Raw genomic sequence first — 14,634 nt, forward strand, 5'->3', positions numbered from 1 at the left:
AGACACCATGAACTTCGACGCACAGCTGCGCACCCACCAGCCGGGCTCGGCCCCCCTTCGCCCCGGGCCGTCCAGCCGCTACATCCTGCCGAACTTCGAGGAGCGAACCTCCTACGGCATGAAGCGGATGGACCCGTACACCAAGCTCTTCGAGGACCGGATCATCTTCCTCGGCGTGCAGGTCGACGACGCCTCCGCGGACGACATCATCGCCCAGCTGCTGGTGCTCGAGTCGATGGAGCCCGAGCGCGACATCCTCATGTACATCAACAGCCCCGGCGGTTCCTTCACCGCCATGACGGCGATCTACGACACGATGCAGTACATCCGCCCCGACATCCAGACCTTCGTCATCGGTCAGGCCGCGTCGGCGGCGGCGGTGCTCCTCGGTGCCGGCGCCCCGGGCAAGCGCTTCGCCCTGCCCAACAGCCGCATCCTCATCCACCAGCCGGCGCTCGCCGGCGGTGAGTACGGTCAGGCCTCCGACATCGAGATCCAGGCCAACGAGGTGCTGCGCATGCGCACCTGGCTCGAGGAGACCTGGGCCAAGCACTCGGGCAAGACCGCCGAGGAGGTCCGCGAGGACATCGAGCGCGACAAGATCCTGTCGGCCCAGGAGGCCAAGGACTACGGCCTCATCGACGAGGTGCTCACCCCGCGCAAGGCCTCGCTCGAGGACTGAGCCACACGCGGCGACCGAGCCACCACGACGCAGGGCCCCGGACCAGTCCGGGGCCCTGCCTCGTACCCGGGGACCCGAACGCATGACGGCGGAACCGGCGGGCCGGCCGTGACGTCCAAGGGTCGTGCGACGCCTGCTCCTGCCGCTCCTGGCGGCCCTGCTGGCCCTGCCGGTCGTGGTCCTCACCGCGCCCGCGGCTCAGGCCTGCTCGTGCGCCGTGAGCAGCCCGTCGCGGCTCGTCGAGCGGGCCGCGCTCGTCGCGCAGGGCGAGGTCGTCGCCCGCGACGACCACACGAGCGCCGACGGGATGGCCGGCTCGCGCTACGACGTCGTCGTGCGCCGTGAGTGGAAGGGCCCCGGGCAGCCGCGGATCGCCGTCGTCAGCCGAGATCACTCCGCCTCGTGCGGCGTGCGGTTGGTGGTGGGTCGGGAGTACCTGCTGCTGGCCACACGCAGCCGTGGAGCCTGGCGGGTCGACCTGTGCGGTGGGACGACGATGCTCTCCGCGGGCGCCCGGCAGGGCACGGTCACGGTCGCCGACGTCGAGGCGCGACTCGGTGCGGGGACGACACCGACGACGAGGCCTGCTGCTGACGAGCCGGGGGAGTCGCGGGCCGCCGACGACCGGGGGTGGTGGACCCTGGCGGGAGGTGTCGCCGGCCTCCTCCTCGGGGTGCTGCTCGTCGCGCTCGTCGTCGCGCTCGTGCGCCGGGGACCCGGGCGCCGCGCCGGCTGACCGGTCGTTCCGCTGTCAGCGGACAAGGGCGACGCGCCGTGGCGAAGGGGTGTCCAATGGGATGGCGGCCGCAGCCCGTTGGGTACGGTCGGTGGCACGCGACCAGATCGGTCGAGGCGAGTGAGAGGACACCCTGACGTGGCACGAGTCGGAGAGAGCGGCGACCTGCTCAAGTGCTCCTTCTGCGGCAAGTCCCAGAAGCAGGTGAAGAAGCTCATCGCCGGCCCGGGCGTCTACATCTGCGACGAGTGCATCGACCTGTGCAACGAGATCATCGAGGAGGAGCTCACCGACTCGGGTGACCTCGGCCTCGACGAGCTGCCCAAGCCGCGCGAGATCTACGACTTCCTTGAGACCTACATCATCGGTCAGGACAAGGCGAAGAAGGCGCTCGCCGTCGCCGTCTACAACCACTACAAGCGGATCCAGGCCGACGAGGGCGCGGTCGTCAAGCGCGACGAGGACCACGTCGACATCGCCAAGTCCAACATCCTGCTCATCGGGCCCACCGGCTGCGGCAAGACCTACCTCGCCCAGACCCTCGCCCGCATGCTCAACGTCCCCTTCGCCATCGCCGACGCCACCGCTCTCACCGAGGCCGGCTACGTCGGTGAAGACGTCGAAAACATCCTCCTCAAGCTCATCCAGGCCGCGGACTACGACACCAAGAAGGCCGAGCAGGGGATCATCTACATCGACGAGATCGACAAGGTCGCCCGCAAGTCCGAAAATCCGTCGATCACGCGCGACGTCTCCGGCGAGGGCGTGCAGCAGGCCCTGCTGAAGATCCTCGAGGGCACGACGGCGTCGGTGCCGCCCCAGGGTGGGCGCAAGCACCCGCACCAGGAGTTCATCCAGATCGACACGACCAATGTGCTCTTCATCGTCGGCGGTGCCTTCGCCGGTCTCGAGAAGATCATCGAGTCGCGCGTCGGCAAGAAGGGCCTGGGCTTCGGCTCCGAGCTGCACAAGGCGACCGACCTCGCCGAGGCGATCACCGACGTCATGCCCGAGGACCTGATGAAGTTCGGCCTCATCCCCGAGTTCATCGGTCGCCTGCCGATCATCACCACGGTCACCCCGCTCGACCGCGAGGCCCTGGTGCAGATCCTCGCCGAGCCCAAAAATGCCCTCGTCAAGCAGTACCGCAAGATGTTCGAGATCGACGGGGTCGAGCTGGAGTTCACCGACGACGCCCTCGAGGCGATCGCCGACTCGGCGATCGCGCGCGGCACGGGTGCCCGTGGTCTGCGCGCGATCATGGAGGAGGTCCTCCTGCCCGTCATGTTCGACACCCCGAGCGATGACGGCATCAAGCAGATCGTCGTCAGCGCAGAGGTTGTGCGCGACAACGTCCTGCCGACGATCGTGCGGCACGAGGAGAGCGGCAAGCGCAAGCACAAGCGCTCCGCCTGACGCGACCGCGCTGGTCGACGAGCCTGACAGGATGTGGGTGTGAACGCGCCCTTCCGTCTCGTGCAGGGGTCTTCCGGTCCGCGCCAGCAGAGCCCGACGACCTGCGGGTCGGCCTGTGCGACGGTCTCGCGGATGCTCGTCGACGCCCCCTTCGCCCGGTGGATCGTCGCGGGTGAGGGCAGCCCGGTGCCCGGCGCCGAGGGCTCGACGACCGCCGAGCGCTTCGCCGCGTGGGAGCGGGTCGTGCACGCCCGGACCAACGGCTGGCGCGGCCCCGGGGGCGGCTTCGTCCTCGCCTGGCCGCAGGCCTTGGGCACGCCACCGTGGGGGCTCAAGCACGAGCTCGAGCACGGGGCCGCCCGCGTCGGCACGCGATACCGGGTGATGTCGGTCCGCGCCCACTCCGAGGAGTCGCTGCGTGCCCGCTACCGTCGTCTGCTCGACCTCGTCGTCGACGGCGAGCCGGCGGTCCTCTACGTCGGTAACCGCCTGCTGCCCCGGCACGTCACGCTCGTGCTCCCGGGGGAGCGGCCGGACGTGCTCGACGTCTACGAGCCGGCAAGCGGCACGGTCCAGGTGCTCGACGAGGAGGCCTTCGCCCACCGGCGGCTGCGCCTCGGTGGCTGGTCGGTGCCGTGGATCCTCGTGCAGCCGACCGGGCACCGTCGGGTGCACGACGCCGCGCCGGCGCCGAGCGCGTGGCGGGTGCCGCGGCTGGCTCCCGAGCCCGACCTGCTGCGCGAGGCCGGACGCTAGTTCTTCGGCGGCTTGACGAAGGGGATGAGCTCGACGTCGCGCAGCTCGACCTCGTCGCCCTCGGCGTAGTCGAAGCCGCCCGTCAGGCGCCCGGCTGCGCGCAGGTCGACCTCACCGGCGCGCACCCGCTCGGCGGTCGCGGCCGGAGCGACGAGAGTCGCCGAGGTGATCTCGCTGCGCATGCCGACCTTGGCGTCGGACTTGGCCTTGCGCACCTGGCTCAGGGCCGTGCCGACGGCCGCGAGGACGTGCGGGTCACCGGCGTCGGCGAGGTCCAGCTCGCTCGCCTCGGGCCAGGTCGCGCGGTGCACCGAGCCCTCCTGCCACCACGACCAGACCTCCTCGGTCGCGTAGGGGAGGAAGGGCGCGAGCAGTCGCAGCAGGACCGACAGGGCCAGCCGCAGCGCGGCGCGCGCCGACGGGTCGCCGCCGTGGGCGCGGTCCTTGACGAGCTCGATGTAGTCGTCGCAGAAGGTCCAGAAGAAGGTCTCGGTGACGTCGAGCGAGCGGGTGTAGTCCCACGCCTCGAAGCCGGTGGTCGCGTCCTTGACCACCTGCCCGAGGGCGGCGAGCATGGCGCGGTCGAGCGGCTCGGTGACGACCGAGGACAGACCCTGGCGGTCGTCGAGCTCGGGCTCGCCGAAGCCGAGCGCGAACTTGCTGGCGTTGAGCAGCTTGATCGCCAGACGGCGGCCGATCTTCATCTGGCCGGTGTCGTAGGCCGCGTCGGTGCCCAGGCGACCGGAGGCCGCCCAGTAGCGCACGGCGTCGGCGCTGTGCTCGACGACGACGTCCTCGGGCGTGACGACATTGCCCTTGGACTTGCTCATCTTCTTGCGGTCGGGGTCGAGGATCCACCCGGAGATCGCGGCGTTCTTCCACGGCGCGCTGCCGTGCTCGAAGTGCGCGCGCACGACGGTCGCGAAGAGCCAAGTGCGGATGATGTCGTGGCCCTGCGGGCGCACGTCCATCGGGAAGACCTTGCCGAAGAGGTCGCTCTCGCCGCGCTCGCCTGCGAGCCAGTCACCGGCGATCTGCGGGGTGAGCGAGCTGGTCGCCCAGGTGTCCATGACGTCGGGGTCGCCGGTGAAGCCGCCGGGCTGGTCGCGCTGGTCCTCGGTGTAGCCCGACGGCACCTGCGTCATCGGGTCGATGGGCAGCTGCTCCTCGGTCGGCACGAGCGGGCTCTCGTACTGCGGCTGGCCGTCACCGTCGAGGGCGTACCAGACGGGGATCGGGATGCCGAAGAAGCGCTGGCGGGAGATCAGCCAGTCGCCGTTGAGCCCGGCCACCCAGTTCTTGTAGCGCGACTTCATGAAGTCGGGATGGAAGTCGATCTCGTCGCCACGGGCCTGCAGCGCCTGGTTGAGATCGGCATCGCGACCGCCGTTGCGGATGTACCACTGGCGCGAGGTGACGATCTCGAGGGGCTTCTCGCCCCGCTCGTAGAAGTTGGCCTTGCGCTGGGTCTTCTGGGGCTCGCCGTCGAGGTCACCCGAGGCGCGCAGCGCCTCGACGACGACCTCGCGGGCGGAGTGCACGGTCTTGCCGGACATCTCCGCGAAGGTGGCGGCGCCCCCTTCGCTCTGGATCCAATCGGGGGTCTCGCCGAGGATCCGGCCGGCCCGGGTGACGACGGAGCGGGTCGGCAGCTGCAGCTCGCGCCACCAGATGACGTCGGTGAGGTCACCGAAGGTGCAGCACATCGCGATGCCGGCACCCTTGTCCATCTCGGCGGAGGGGTGGGCGACGACGGGCACCTCGACCCCGAAGAGCGGGGAGGTCACCGTGGAGCCGAAGAGCCCCTGGTAGCGCTCGTCGTCGGGGTGGGCGATGAGCGCGACGCAGGCCGGCAGCAGCTCCGGTCGGGTCGTCTCGATGTGGACGGGACCGTCGGCGCCGTGGAAGGCGACGCGGTGGTAGGCGCCCGGGTAGTCGCGGGCCTCGAGCTCGGCCTGCGCGACGGCGGTCTGGAAGGTGACGTCCCACAGTCCGGGGGCCTCGGCCGTGTAGGCCTCGCCGCGGGCGAGGTTGCGCAGGAAGGCGGTCTGGGCCGTCGCGCGGGAGCGGTCGTCGATGGTCCGGTACTGGATCGTCCAGTCGAGGCTGAAGCCGAGGCGGCGGAAGAGGGACTCGAAGGCCTCCTCGTCCTTGACCGTCAGCTCGTCGCACAGCTCGATGAAGTTCTGCCGGCTGATCGGTACCTGGTCGGCGGCCTTGATGGTCTTCGTCGTGCCCTCGAAGGGGGGCGTGAAGTCCGGGTCGTAGGGCAGCGAGGAGTCGCCGCGCACGCCGTAGTAGTTCTGCACCCGCTTCTCGGTCGGCAGGCCGTTGTCGTCCCAGCCGATCGGGTAGAAGACGTTGAGCCCGCGCATGCGCTTGTAGCGGGCCATGCAGTCGGTGTGCGTGTAGCTGAAGACGTGCCCCATGTGCAGCGACCCGCTGGCGGTCGGCGGCGGGGTGTCGATGGAGAAGACCTGCTCCCGGGCACCCTCGCGGTCGAAGGCGTAGGTGTCCTGCTCACGCCATACGGCGCCCCACGTGTCCTCGAGGCCGTCCAGCGAGGGACGGTCCGGGATGCGGGCTGCGTCGGGGGCGGGGGAGTGCTCGGTCATGGGGTGGATCTTCCCATCACCGGTGTGGCGCGGACCAATCGGTCCGTGCCTGCTCCGGCGACCTACGAGACCGTAGGCTGCAGTCATGCGCCGACCCGAGCCCCTGTACCGCGCGATCATCATCGTCGCGCGGACCATCTTCCTCATCAACGGCTACCGCTTCACCATCAGGGGCGACCGCAACGTCCCCAAGCGTGGCGGCGCCGTCATGGCGATCAACCACACCGGGTACATCGACTTCGTGCTGGCCGGCCTGGGAGCACGACGCAGCAACCGGTGGGTGCGCTTCATGGCGAAGAAGTCGATCTGGCAGCACAAGGTCGCCGGGTTCTTCATGCGGGGGCTGAAGCACATCCCGGTCGACCGGCACGCCGGTGGGGCGGCCTTCAAGGAGGCCGTGGCCAAGCTCAAGGAGGGCGAGGTCGTCGGTGTCTACCCCGAGGCGACGATGTCGCGCTCCTTCGAGATCAAGGAGCTCAAGAGCGGCACCGCCCGCATGGCGCAGGAGGCGGGCGTGCCGATCCTGCCGACGATCGTGTGGGGAGCGCACCGGATCTGGACCAAGGACGTCCCCAAGCGTCTGGGGCGCACCAACTTCCCGATCCACATCACCATCGGCGACCCGATCCCCGTCGGGCCCGACGACGACGTCAACGAGGTCACCGAGCGGCTGCGCGAGGTCATGAAGCAGCTCCTCGACGAGACCATCGCGGCCTACCCGACCCTCACCGGTGACGAGCTGCGCTTCCACCCGGCCCGTCTCGGCGGCACGGCCCCCACCTACGAGGACGCCTGGGCCAAGGACCACAAGGACATGACCCGCACCAAGGACCAGTTCACCAAGGACTGACGGGCGAAGGGGGAGCCGCGCACCTCACGCGGTGAGGGCCAGATCCTCTCCGGCGAGCCGTGCGTAGGCTCCGCCCCGCCGCAGCAGGGCCAGGTGCTCGCCCCGCTCGACGACCCGCCCGCCCGAGAGGACGAGGATCTCGTCGGCGGCCTCGATGGTGCTCAGCCGGTGGGCGATGGTGATCGTCGTGCGGCCCCGGGCCAGGGCATCGAGGGCCGTCTGCAGCTCGCGCTCGGTGTCGTTGTCCAGGGCGCTCGTCGCCTCGTCGAGGACGAGGACCGCCGGGTCGCGCAGCAGGGTGCGGGCGATGGCGATGCGCTGCTGCTCTCCGCCGGAGAAGCGGTGCCCGCGTGCGCCGACGACCGTGTCGAGCCCCTCGGGCAGCGCCGCGACGAGGTCGGCAGCCTGGGCGGTCGCGAGGGCCTGCCACAGCCGAGCCTCGGTGGCCTCGGGGTCGGCGAGCAGGAGGTTGGCGCGCACCGTGTCGTGCGCGAGGTAGGTCTCCTGGGTGACGATGCCGATGACCTGGGTGAGGGTCTGGGGGTCGATGTCGCGCAGGTCCACCCCGTCGACGGTGATCCGCCCGCTCGTCGGGTCGGCGAGCCGGACGAGCAGCGAGGCGAGGGTCGACTTGCCGCTGCCGGTGGCGCCGACGAGCGCGAGGTGCGAGCCGGCGGGGATGACGGCGTCGATGCCGTCGAGGGCGAGCCGGTCGCCGTCGGGGTAGCCGTAGCCGACGCCCTCGATGCGCACGTCGCCGCGCACCGTCGTCGGGTCGAGGTCGACCGGAGCGGCCGGGGGAGTGACCTCGGGCTCGAGGTCGAGGTAGCCGAAGACCCGGCTGAAGAGCGCCATCGAGGCCACCCACGAGGCGCCGACGTTGAGCAGGCCCATGATCGGCCGGAAGATGCCCGACTGCAGCGTCGTGAAGGCGATGATCGTGCCGATGGTCATGCCGCCGCTCGTCGCGGGGAAGCCGGCAGCGAGGTAGATCAGGGCCGGGATCGCGGCGAAGACGATCGACATCGTCGCCATCCGCCAGCGGCCGGCGAGCTCGCTGCGCACCTCGAGGCCGACGAGGTCGGTCGAGGTCTGGGTGAACTCGCGGGCTCCGCGCCCGGACGTGCCCAGCGTCTTGGACAGCAGCGCACCGCTCACCGACAGCTCCTCGGTGACCTGGGCCTGCAGGTCGGACAGCCGGCGCTGCCGCTGGGAGGTGATCTCGCGCCGGGCCAGCGCCACCTTGCGGGTGGTCCAGATCGCCGGCGGCAGGACGAGGAGCGAGAGGAGCGACAGCCGCCAGCTCAGGGCGGCCATGGCGACGGCGGTGGCGACCGCGGTCGTGAGGTTGGAGGCGATCGAGACGGCCGTGCTCGTCACGATCGACTGCATGCCACCGATGTCCTGGGTGATGCGCGAGGTGATCTCGCCGGAGCGGGTACGGGTGAAGAAGCTCATCGACTGCCGCTGCAGGTGGGTGAAGACGTCGGTGCGCAGCCGGTGCATGACGGCCTGGCCGACGCGCGTGGAGATCCACGTCTGCTGCACGCCGATGAGTGCGGTGGCGATGGTGACGAGCAGCATGCCGCCGACGGTGAGCAGGAGCAGGCGCACGTCCTGGTGGGGGAGCGCATCGTCGATGACGGTGCGCAGGAGGAAGGGGGAGGCCATCGAGATCAGCGAGCTGGCCACGATGAGCGCCACCACCGCGGCGACCTGCCAGCGGTAGGGGCGGAAGTAGGCGATGACCCGCCGCGCGCTCACGGGGCTCTCGGCGAGCTGGGCGCGGTCGCGCGGGTCGATGCGGCGGGGTCCGTGCCCGCCACCGGTCTTGGGGGATGTCGTCGGGGTGTCCATGCGGGCCCCTTTCATTCGTCTCAGTTCGTGATGCTGAGGTTACCTCACTATGAGGGAAGGGAGCAACTCGGCTACCGTGGTCGTCATGACGAAGCGGGTGGCCGGGTCGGCCTCGGAGGACCTCGGCGAGCAGCTGCTGCGGGTGGCCCGTGGCCTGCGCCGGGCGTGGATGGTCGACCTGTCGGAGCACGACCTGTCACCCCACGAGGCCCGCGCCCTGCGCGTGGCGGCGGACCGCGCGGAGGCGCCGCGGCTGCGCGACCTGGCCGACTCCCTTCGCATCGCCCCGCGGTCGGTGACCGACGTCGTCGACGCCCTCGAGGGCAAGGGGTATGTCAGCCGCGAGCCGGACCCGCACGACCGCCGGGCGAGCGTCGTCGTCGTCACCGACGCCGGGCGCGCGGTGCGCGCCGCCGTGCACGAGGCCCGCCGACGCAGCGTCGGTGACCAGATGGGAGCGCTCAGCGCCGAGCAGCGCGCGGCGCTCGCCGACGCGCTGACGACCCTCGAGCAGGGGCTGGACTGAGTCAGACCGAGCTGTGCCCCAGGTGGGCCAGCGCCTGCCGCAGCAGCGCCCCGTGGCCACCCGACATCTCGGCGAGCAGCCCGGTCTCGCCGGCCTCCTCGGGCGTGAGCCAGGCCAGGTCGAGGGCATCGTGCTGGGGCGCGCAGTCGCCGCGCACCGGCACGATGAAGCTCAGGGCCACGGCGTGCTGGCGCGGGTCGTGGAAGGGCGTGACCCCCGGCGTGGGGAAGAACTCGGCGACGGTGAAGGGCGCCGGGGAGGCCGGCACCGACGGGAGCGCCATCGGACCGAGGTCCTTCTCGAGGTGGCGCACGAGGGCGTCGCGCAGCCGCTCGTGGTAGTTGACCCGGCCGGCGATGAGCTCGCGCTCCATCGTGCCGGTATCGGAGGCGCGCAGCAGCAGCCCGACCGACGTGACGTCGCCGTTGTCGGCGACCCGCACGGGCACCGCCGCGACGTAGAGGATCGGCACGCGGCCGCGCACGTTGTCGAGCTCCTCGCGGCTGAGCCACGCTTCCTGACGGTCGAGGTCGGTCGGCATGGCGCCATCCTCGCACGCGGTTTCGAGCCTCCGTCGGTGCGTCCTACACTGGTGCCACAGGCGTCTGAGCCGTCATCAGCGGCGAGCCTCCGGCAGAACGGGAGCGGCAGCTCCTCACTAGACCCGGACGGGTGGTCACGTCACGACCGATGGACCAAGGAGCGGTCCACTCCCTTCGTCGCGAAGGGGGTGGACAAGCGGGGTGGTACCGCGGTGGCCGACCGGCCGCCGTCCTCGTGGCAGTTGACGAGTTGACCCGCCGAGTACCCCGGAGCCGCCGCGATGACCTACCCCAAGGTCTCCACCACCGACGCGACCACCGTCGCCTCCTCCCCGAGCTTCCCCGACATCGAGAAGCACGTGCTGAACTACTGGGAGGCGGACGGGACCTTCCAGGCCTCCGTCGACGCCCGTGACGCCGGCACGGACGGCAGCAACGAGTTCGTCTTCTACGACGGACCCCCCTTCGCCAACGGTCTGCCGCACTACGGCCACCTGCTCACCGGCTACGTCAAGGACGTCGTCCCGCGCTACCAGACGATGCGCGGCAAGCGGGTCGAGCGGCGCTTCGGCTGGGACACCCACGGTCTGCCCGCCGAGCTCGAGGCGATGCGCCAGCTCGGGCTGAAGACGACCGACGAGGTCCGCGAGCTCGGCATCGAGAAGTTCAACGAGGCCTGCCGGGAATCGGTGCTCAAGTACACCGGCGAGTGGCGCGACTACGTCACCCGCCAGGCGCGCTGGGTCGACTTCGACAACGACTACAAGACGCTCAACCCCGGCTTCATGGAGTCGGTCATGTGGGCCTTCAAGTCGATGTACGACCAGGGGCTGGTCTACGAGGGCTTCCGCGTGCTGCCTTACTGCTGGCAGGACGAGACGCCGCTGTCCAACCACGAGCTGCGCATGGACGACGACGTCTACCAGATGCGCCAGGACCCGGCCGTCACCGTCGGCCTGCGGATGGACTCCACCGGTGCGGACCCGGTGCTCGACGGTGCCCACCTGGTCGTGTGGACGACGACCCCGTGGACCCTGCCGAGCCACCTGGCCGTCATGGTCGGCTCCGAGATCGACTACGTCGTCGTCGAGGCGCCCGTGCCCGGTGTCGAGGGTGCCACCGCGAAGTACGTCCTCGCCGAGGCACGACTGGGCCACTACGCCCGCGAGCTCGGCGACGAGCCGACGGTCCTCGGCCGCTACACCGGTGCACAGCTGCTCGGCCGCACCTACACGCCGCCGATGTCCTACTACGCCGGCCACGAGGGTGCCTTCCGCGTCGTCGCCGCCGACGACGCCGTGACGACGACCGACGGCTCGGGTCTCGTCCACACCGCCGGCGCCTTCGGTGAGATCGACAAGGAGGTCACCGACCGCGAGGGCATCGCCGCCGTCATGCCGGTGGCCAAGGATGGTCGCTTCATCGCGCCGGTCACCGACTACGAGGGCATGCTCGTCTTCGACGCCAACGGTCCGATCATCGACGCGCTCAAGGCGACGACCCGGGGCGAGCGGGCCGACTCGATCAGCGAGGGCACGATCCTGCTGCGCCGCGAGTCCTACGAGCACTCCTACCCGCACTGCTGGCGCTGTCGGCAGCCGCTGATCTACAAGGGCGTCGAGTCGTGGTTCGTCGAGGTCACGGCGATCAAGGACAAGATGCTCGCCAACAACGAGCAGATCACCTGGACGCCCGACCACGTCAAGCACGGCCAGTTCGGCAAGTGGCTGGAGAATGCCCGTGACTGGTCGATCACCCGCAACCGCTTCTGGGGCAGCCCGGTGCCGGTGTGGAAGTCCGACGACCCGGCCTACCCGCGCATCGACGTCTACGGTTCCTTCGAGGAGATCGAGCGCGACTTCGGGCGGCTGCCGCTCGGCGCCGACGGCCAGCCGGACCTCCACCGTCCCTTCGTCGACGAGCTGACCCGGCCCAACCCCGACGACCCGACCGGCAAGAGCACGATGCGCCGTGTCGAGGACGTGCTCGACGTGTGGTTCGACTCGGGCTCGATGAGCTACGCGCAGGTGCACTACCCCTTCGACAACGCGGAGTGGTTCGAGCAGCACTTCCCGGCCGACTTCATCGTCGAGTACATCGGGCAGACCCGCGGCTGGTTCTACACGCTGCACATCCTCGCGACCGCGCTCTTCGACAAGCCGGCCTTCTCGTCGGTCATCAGCCACGGCATCGTCCTGGGCAACGACGGGCAGAAGATGTCCAAGTCGCTGCGCAACTACCCCGACGTCTCCGAGGTCTTCGACCGCGACGGCGCCGACGCGATGCGCTGGTTCCTCATGAGCAGCCCGATCCTGCGCGGCGGCAACCTCGTCGTCACCGAGCAGGGCATCCGCGAGGGTGTGCGGCAGGTGCTCATCCCGCTGTGGAACAGCTACTCCTTCTTCGCCCTCTACGCCAACGCCCTCGGCGACGGCTACGAGGCGAAGTGGTCGACGGACTCCACCGACCCGCTCGACCGCTACCTGCTGGCCAAGCTGCGCGAGTTCGTCGAGGACACCACCGCACGCATGGACGCCTACGACATCGCCGGCGCCTGCGACAGCACCCGCTCCTTCACCGACGTGCTGACCAACTGGTACATCCGGCGCAGCCGGGAGCGCTTCTGGGCCACCGGTGACGACCGTGCGGATGCCGAGGTCGCCTGCGACACGCTCTACACGGCACTCGAGGTGCTCTGCCGCATCGCCGCCCCCCTTCTGCCGCTGATGACCGAAGAGGTCTGGCGCGGGCTCACGGGGGAGCGGTCGGTGCACCTGGCCGACTGGCCGAAGGTCGAGGACCTGCCGGCCGACCACGACCTCGTCGTCGCCATGGACACCGCCCGCGCGGTGTGCAGCTCGGCCAGCGCGCTGCGCAAGGCCAACAAGCTGCGCAACCGCCTGCCGCTGCGGGACCTCACGGTCGTCGTGCCCGACGCGGCGAAGCTCGCGGACTTCGGCGCGATCGTCGCCGACGAGGTCAACGTGCGCCAGGTGAGCCTGCTCGACATCACCGACCCGGCGGCGGACTTCGGCGTGAGCCAGAAGCTCACCGTCAACGCCCGCGCGGCCGGCCCGCGCCTGGGCAAGCAGGTGCAGGTCGCGATCAAGGGCTCCAAGACGGGCGACTGGTCCGTCGCCGACGACGGCACGGTCACCTCGGGTGGCATCGAACTGGTCGAGGGCGAGTTCACGCTCGAGACCGTCGCCGCCGATGACGAAGGGAGCCACCGCGCCACCGCGATGCTCCCGGGCTCTGTGGGCGGCTTCATCGTGCTCGACACCGAGGTCACCGACGAGCTGGCGGCCGAGGGTCTGGCGCGCGACGTCATCCGGGCCGTCCAGGAGGCGCGCAAGCAGGCCGGACTCGAGGTCTCCGACCGGATCAGCCTGACGATCACCGGCTCGCAGCAGGTGTGGCAGGCGACCGTCGCCCACCAGGGCCTGATCGTCGACGAGACCCTCGCCGGTCAGTTCGGCTCCGCTCCCAACCTCGAGGCGCTGCCGCTCGGCGACGGCGCCGTCGAGACCGAGCTCTCCGGCAGCGAGAGGGTCCGGGTCAAGGTCACGCGCCTGTGAGCCGCCGATGATCAACGGGATCCTGTGGGTCCTCGGCTGCCAGCTCGTCGGGGAGGTCTTCGTCCGGAGCCTCGGCCTGTCGATCCCCGGGCCGGTCGTGGGGATGGTGCTGCTCTTCGTGGTGCTGTCCGTGCGCCGGCCGGGGGAGGTCTCGGGCACGCTGCGCTTCTCCGACGGCCTGCTGCGCCACCTGCAGCTCTTCTTCGTCCCGGTGACGGTCGGGATCATGGTGCACGCGTCGGAGCTGGGGCGGCAGTGGATGCCGGTGACGGGTGGCCTCGTCCTGTCATGGCTGCTGGGCCTGGTGACCGTGGCCGGTCTGGCCTCGTGGCTGCAGGGGCGCCGGGGAGTGCGGGTGCGCTCGCATGACTGAGGCGATCGACTGGCTGCGCGACTCCCCGCTCACGTGGGTCTTCCTCACCCTGCTCGCGTACCGGGCCGGTGTGTGGGTGCGCGACCGCACCGGCGGTCACCCGCTAGCCCAGCCGGTGCTCGTCGCCGCGGCGCTGCTCATCACGCTGCTCGCCGTCCTCGGCATCGACTACGACACCTACATGACCGGCGGCTCGCTCATCCACCTCGTCCTCGGTCCGGCGACGGTCGCGCTCGCGGTGCCGCTGCACCGGCAGGCGCACCACCTGCGCGAGTTGGCCCTGCCGCTGGCGATCGCCCTGCCCGCCGGCGCACTCGTCTCGATCGGGTCGGCCGCGCTCACGGTGCGTGCCCTCGGTGGCTCCGAGGCGCTCGAGGCCACGATCGCGCCCAAGGCGGCGACGACGCCCGTGGCCATCGCGATCGCCGAACACATCGGGGGAGTGCCGGCGCTCGTCGCCGCCTTCACGATGCTCGCCGGCATGCTCGGCGCGGTCTTCGGGCCGTGGCTGCTGGACTCCCTTCGCGTCCACGACCGGCGGGTGCGGGGGCTGGCCATGGGCGCCGTCTCCCACGGTGTCGGCACCTCGCGCTCGCTGCACGACGACCTGACCGAGGGGGCCTTCGCCGGTCTGGCCATGGGCCTGACCGCGCTCCTGACGAGCGTCCTTGTGCCGCTCGTCATCGCCCTCCTCTGACTCTGC

12 protein-coding genes are annotated in these 14,634 nt (G+C 70.5%); 9 read left to right on the forward strand and 3 right to left on the reverse strand.

Going from position 1 to position 14,634, the window contains the following annotated elements; all coding sequences use genetic code 11:
• Positions 1 to 7 precede the first annotated feature (7 nt).
• The 4 genes from B9B60_RS14000 to B9B60_RS14015 all read left to right on the forward strand — a co-directional run bounded on the left by B9B60_RS14000 (position 8) and on the right by B9B60_RS14015 (position 3,590).
• Positions 8 to 682 (forward strand): ATP-dependent Clp protease proteolytic subunit, encoded by a 675-nt coding sequence (locus B9B60_RS14000; RefSeq protein WP_072625038.1) that lies wholly within the window; start codon positions 8 to 10, stop codon positions 680 to 682.
• A gap of 124 nt (positions 683 to 806) precedes the next feature.
• Complete coding sequence (locus B9B60_RS14005) at positions 807 to 1,418, forward strand: hypothetical protein (RefSeq protein WP_084452317.1); 612 nt, start codon at positions 807 to 809, stop codon at positions 1,416 to 1,418.
• 138 nt (positions 1,419 to 1,556) lie between these two features.
• Complete coding sequence (gene clpX, locus B9B60_RS14010) at positions 1,557 to 2,834, forward strand: ATP-dependent Clp protease ATP-binding subunit ClpX (RefSeq protein ID WP_084452318.1); 1,278 nt, start codon at positions 1,557 to 1,559, stop codon at positions 2,832 to 2,834.
• Between the two features lie 39 nt (positions 2,835 to 2,873).
• Complete coding sequence (locus tag B9B60_RS14015; protein WP_084452319.1) at positions 2,874 to 3,590, forward strand: hypothetical protein; 717 nt, start codon at positions 2,874 to 2,876, stop codon at positions 3,588 to 3,590.
• Here B9B60_RS14015 and valS read toward each other — a convergent pair.
• Complete coding sequence (gene valS / locus B9B60_RS14020; RefSeq protein ID WP_084452320.1) at positions 3,587 to 6,205, reverse strand: valine--tRNA ligase; 2,619 nt, start codon at positions 6,203 to 6,205, stop codon at positions 3,587 to 3,589. The genes B9B60_RS14015 and valS overlap by 4 nt on opposite strands.
• An 85-nt stretch (positions 6,206 to 6,290) precedes the next feature.
• Here valS and B9B60_RS14025 point away from each other — a divergent pair, with 85 nt between their 5' ends.
• The gene (locus B9B60_RS14025; protein WP_084452321.1) at positions 6,291 to 7,055 is read left to right on the forward strand and encodes a lysophospholipid acyltransferase family protein; all 765 of its coding nucleotides are present in this window, start codon (positions 6,291 to 6,293) and stop codon (positions 7,053 to 7,055) included.
• A 24-nt stretch (positions 7,056 to 7,079) separates the two neighbouring features.
• Here B9B60_RS14025 and B9B60_RS14030 read toward each other — a convergent pair whose 3' ends face one another.
• Positions 7,080 to 8,912, reverse strand: coding sequence for an ABC transporter ATP-binding protein (locus tag B9B60_RS14030; RefSeq protein WP_084452322.1), 1,833 nt, complete (start codon positions 8,910 to 8,912; stop codon positions 7,080 to 7,082).
• Between the two features lie 85 nt (positions 8,913 to 8,997).
• On the opposite strand from B9B60_RS14030, the gene B9B60_RS14035 reads away from it, so the two are divergent.
• Positions 8,998 to 9,438 (forward strand): MarR family winged helix-turn-helix transcriptional regulator, encoded by a 441-nt coding sequence (locus B9B60_RS14035; protein ID WP_084452392.1) that lies wholly within the window; start codon positions 8,998 to 9,000, stop codon positions 9,436 to 9,438.
• A 1-nt stretch (position 9,439) separates the two neighbouring features.
• Here the strand turns inward: B9B60_RS14035 and B9B60_RS14040 are convergent, their stop codons facing one another.
• The gene (locus B9B60_RS14040; RefSeq protein WP_084452323.1) at positions 9,440 to 9,979 is read right to left on the reverse strand and encodes an NUDIX hydrolase family protein; all 540 of its coding nucleotides are present in this window, start codon (positions 9,977 to 9,979) and stop codon (positions 9,440 to 9,442) included.
• A 282-nt stretch (positions 9,980 to 10,261) separates the two neighbouring features.
• Between B9B60_RS14040 and ileS the strand changes: the two genes are divergently transcribed.
• From ileS to B9B60_RS14055, 3 genes are read left to right on the forward strand one after another with little or no spacing between them, the layout of a single operon-like run.
• Entirely contained in the window at positions 10,262 to 13,558 is a 3,297-nt protein-coding gene (gene ileS, locus B9B60_RS14045) for an isoleucine--tRNA ligase (protein WP_084452324.1), read from the forward strand.
• Positions 13,559 to 13,565: 7 nt separating this feature from the next.
• Complete coding sequence (locus B9B60_RS14050) at positions 13,566 to 13,931, forward strand: CidA/LrgA family protein (RefSeq protein WP_084452325.1); 366 nt, start codon at positions 13,566 to 13,568, stop codon at positions 13,929 to 13,931.
• Positions 13,924 to 14,628 carry an LrgB family protein gene (locus tag B9B60_RS14055; RefSeq protein WP_234993882.1) on the forward strand — a complete coding sequence of 235 codons (705 nt, stop codon included), beginning with the start codon at positions 13,924 to 13,926 and terminating at the stop codon, positions 14,626 to 14,628. Before B9B60_RS14050 ends, B9B60_RS14055 begins: the two co-directional genes overlap by 8 nt.
• Positions 14,629 to 14,634: the final 6 nt, after the last annotated feature.

It is taken from the genome of Janibacter indicus, from assembly GCF_900176385.1.
Classification (GTDB): domain Bacteria; phylum Actinomycetota; class Actinomycetes; order Actinomycetales; family Dermatophilaceae; genus Janibacter; species Janibacter indicus.

Excerpts from the sequence above, each read along its gene's own strand:
- B9B60_RS14025 (WP_084452321.1), top strand. The coding sequence starts at position 6,291 with ATGCGCCGACCCGAGCCCCTGTACCGCGCGATCATCATCGTCGCGCGG.
- ileS (WP_084452324.1), top strand. The coding sequence starts at position 10,262 with ATGACCTACCCCAAGGTCTCCACCACCGACGCGACCACCGTCGCCTCC.
- B9B60_RS14055 (WP_234993882.1), top strand. The coding sequence starts at position 13,924 with ATGACTGAGGCGATCGACTGGCTGCGCGACTCCCCGCTCACGTGGGTC.
- valS (WP_084452320.1), bottom strand. The coding sequence starts at position 6,205 with ATGACCGAGCACTCCCCCGCCCCCGACGCAGCCCGCATCCCGGACCGT.
- B9B60_RS14040 (WP_084452323.1), bottom strand. The coding sequence starts at position 9,979 with ATGCCGACCGACCTCGACCGTCAGGAAGCGTGGCTCAGCCGCGAGGAG.
- B9B60_RS14035 (WP_084452392.1), top strand. The coding sequence starts at position 8,998 with ATGACGAAGCGGGTGGCCGGGTCGGCCTCGGAGGACCTCGGCGAGCAG.
- B9B60_RS14030 (WP_084452322.1), bottom strand. The coding sequence starts at position 8,912 with ATGGACACCCCGACGACATCCCCCAAGACCGGTGGCGGGCACGGACCC.
- B9B60_RS14000 (WP_072625038.1), top strand. The coding sequence starts at position 8 with ATGAACTTCGACGCACAGCTGCGCACCCACCAGCCGGGCTCGGCCCCC.
- B9B60_RS14050 (WP_084452325.1), top strand. The coding sequence starts at position 13,566 with ATGATCAACGGGATCCTGTGGGTCCTCGGCTGCCAGCTCGTCGGGGAG.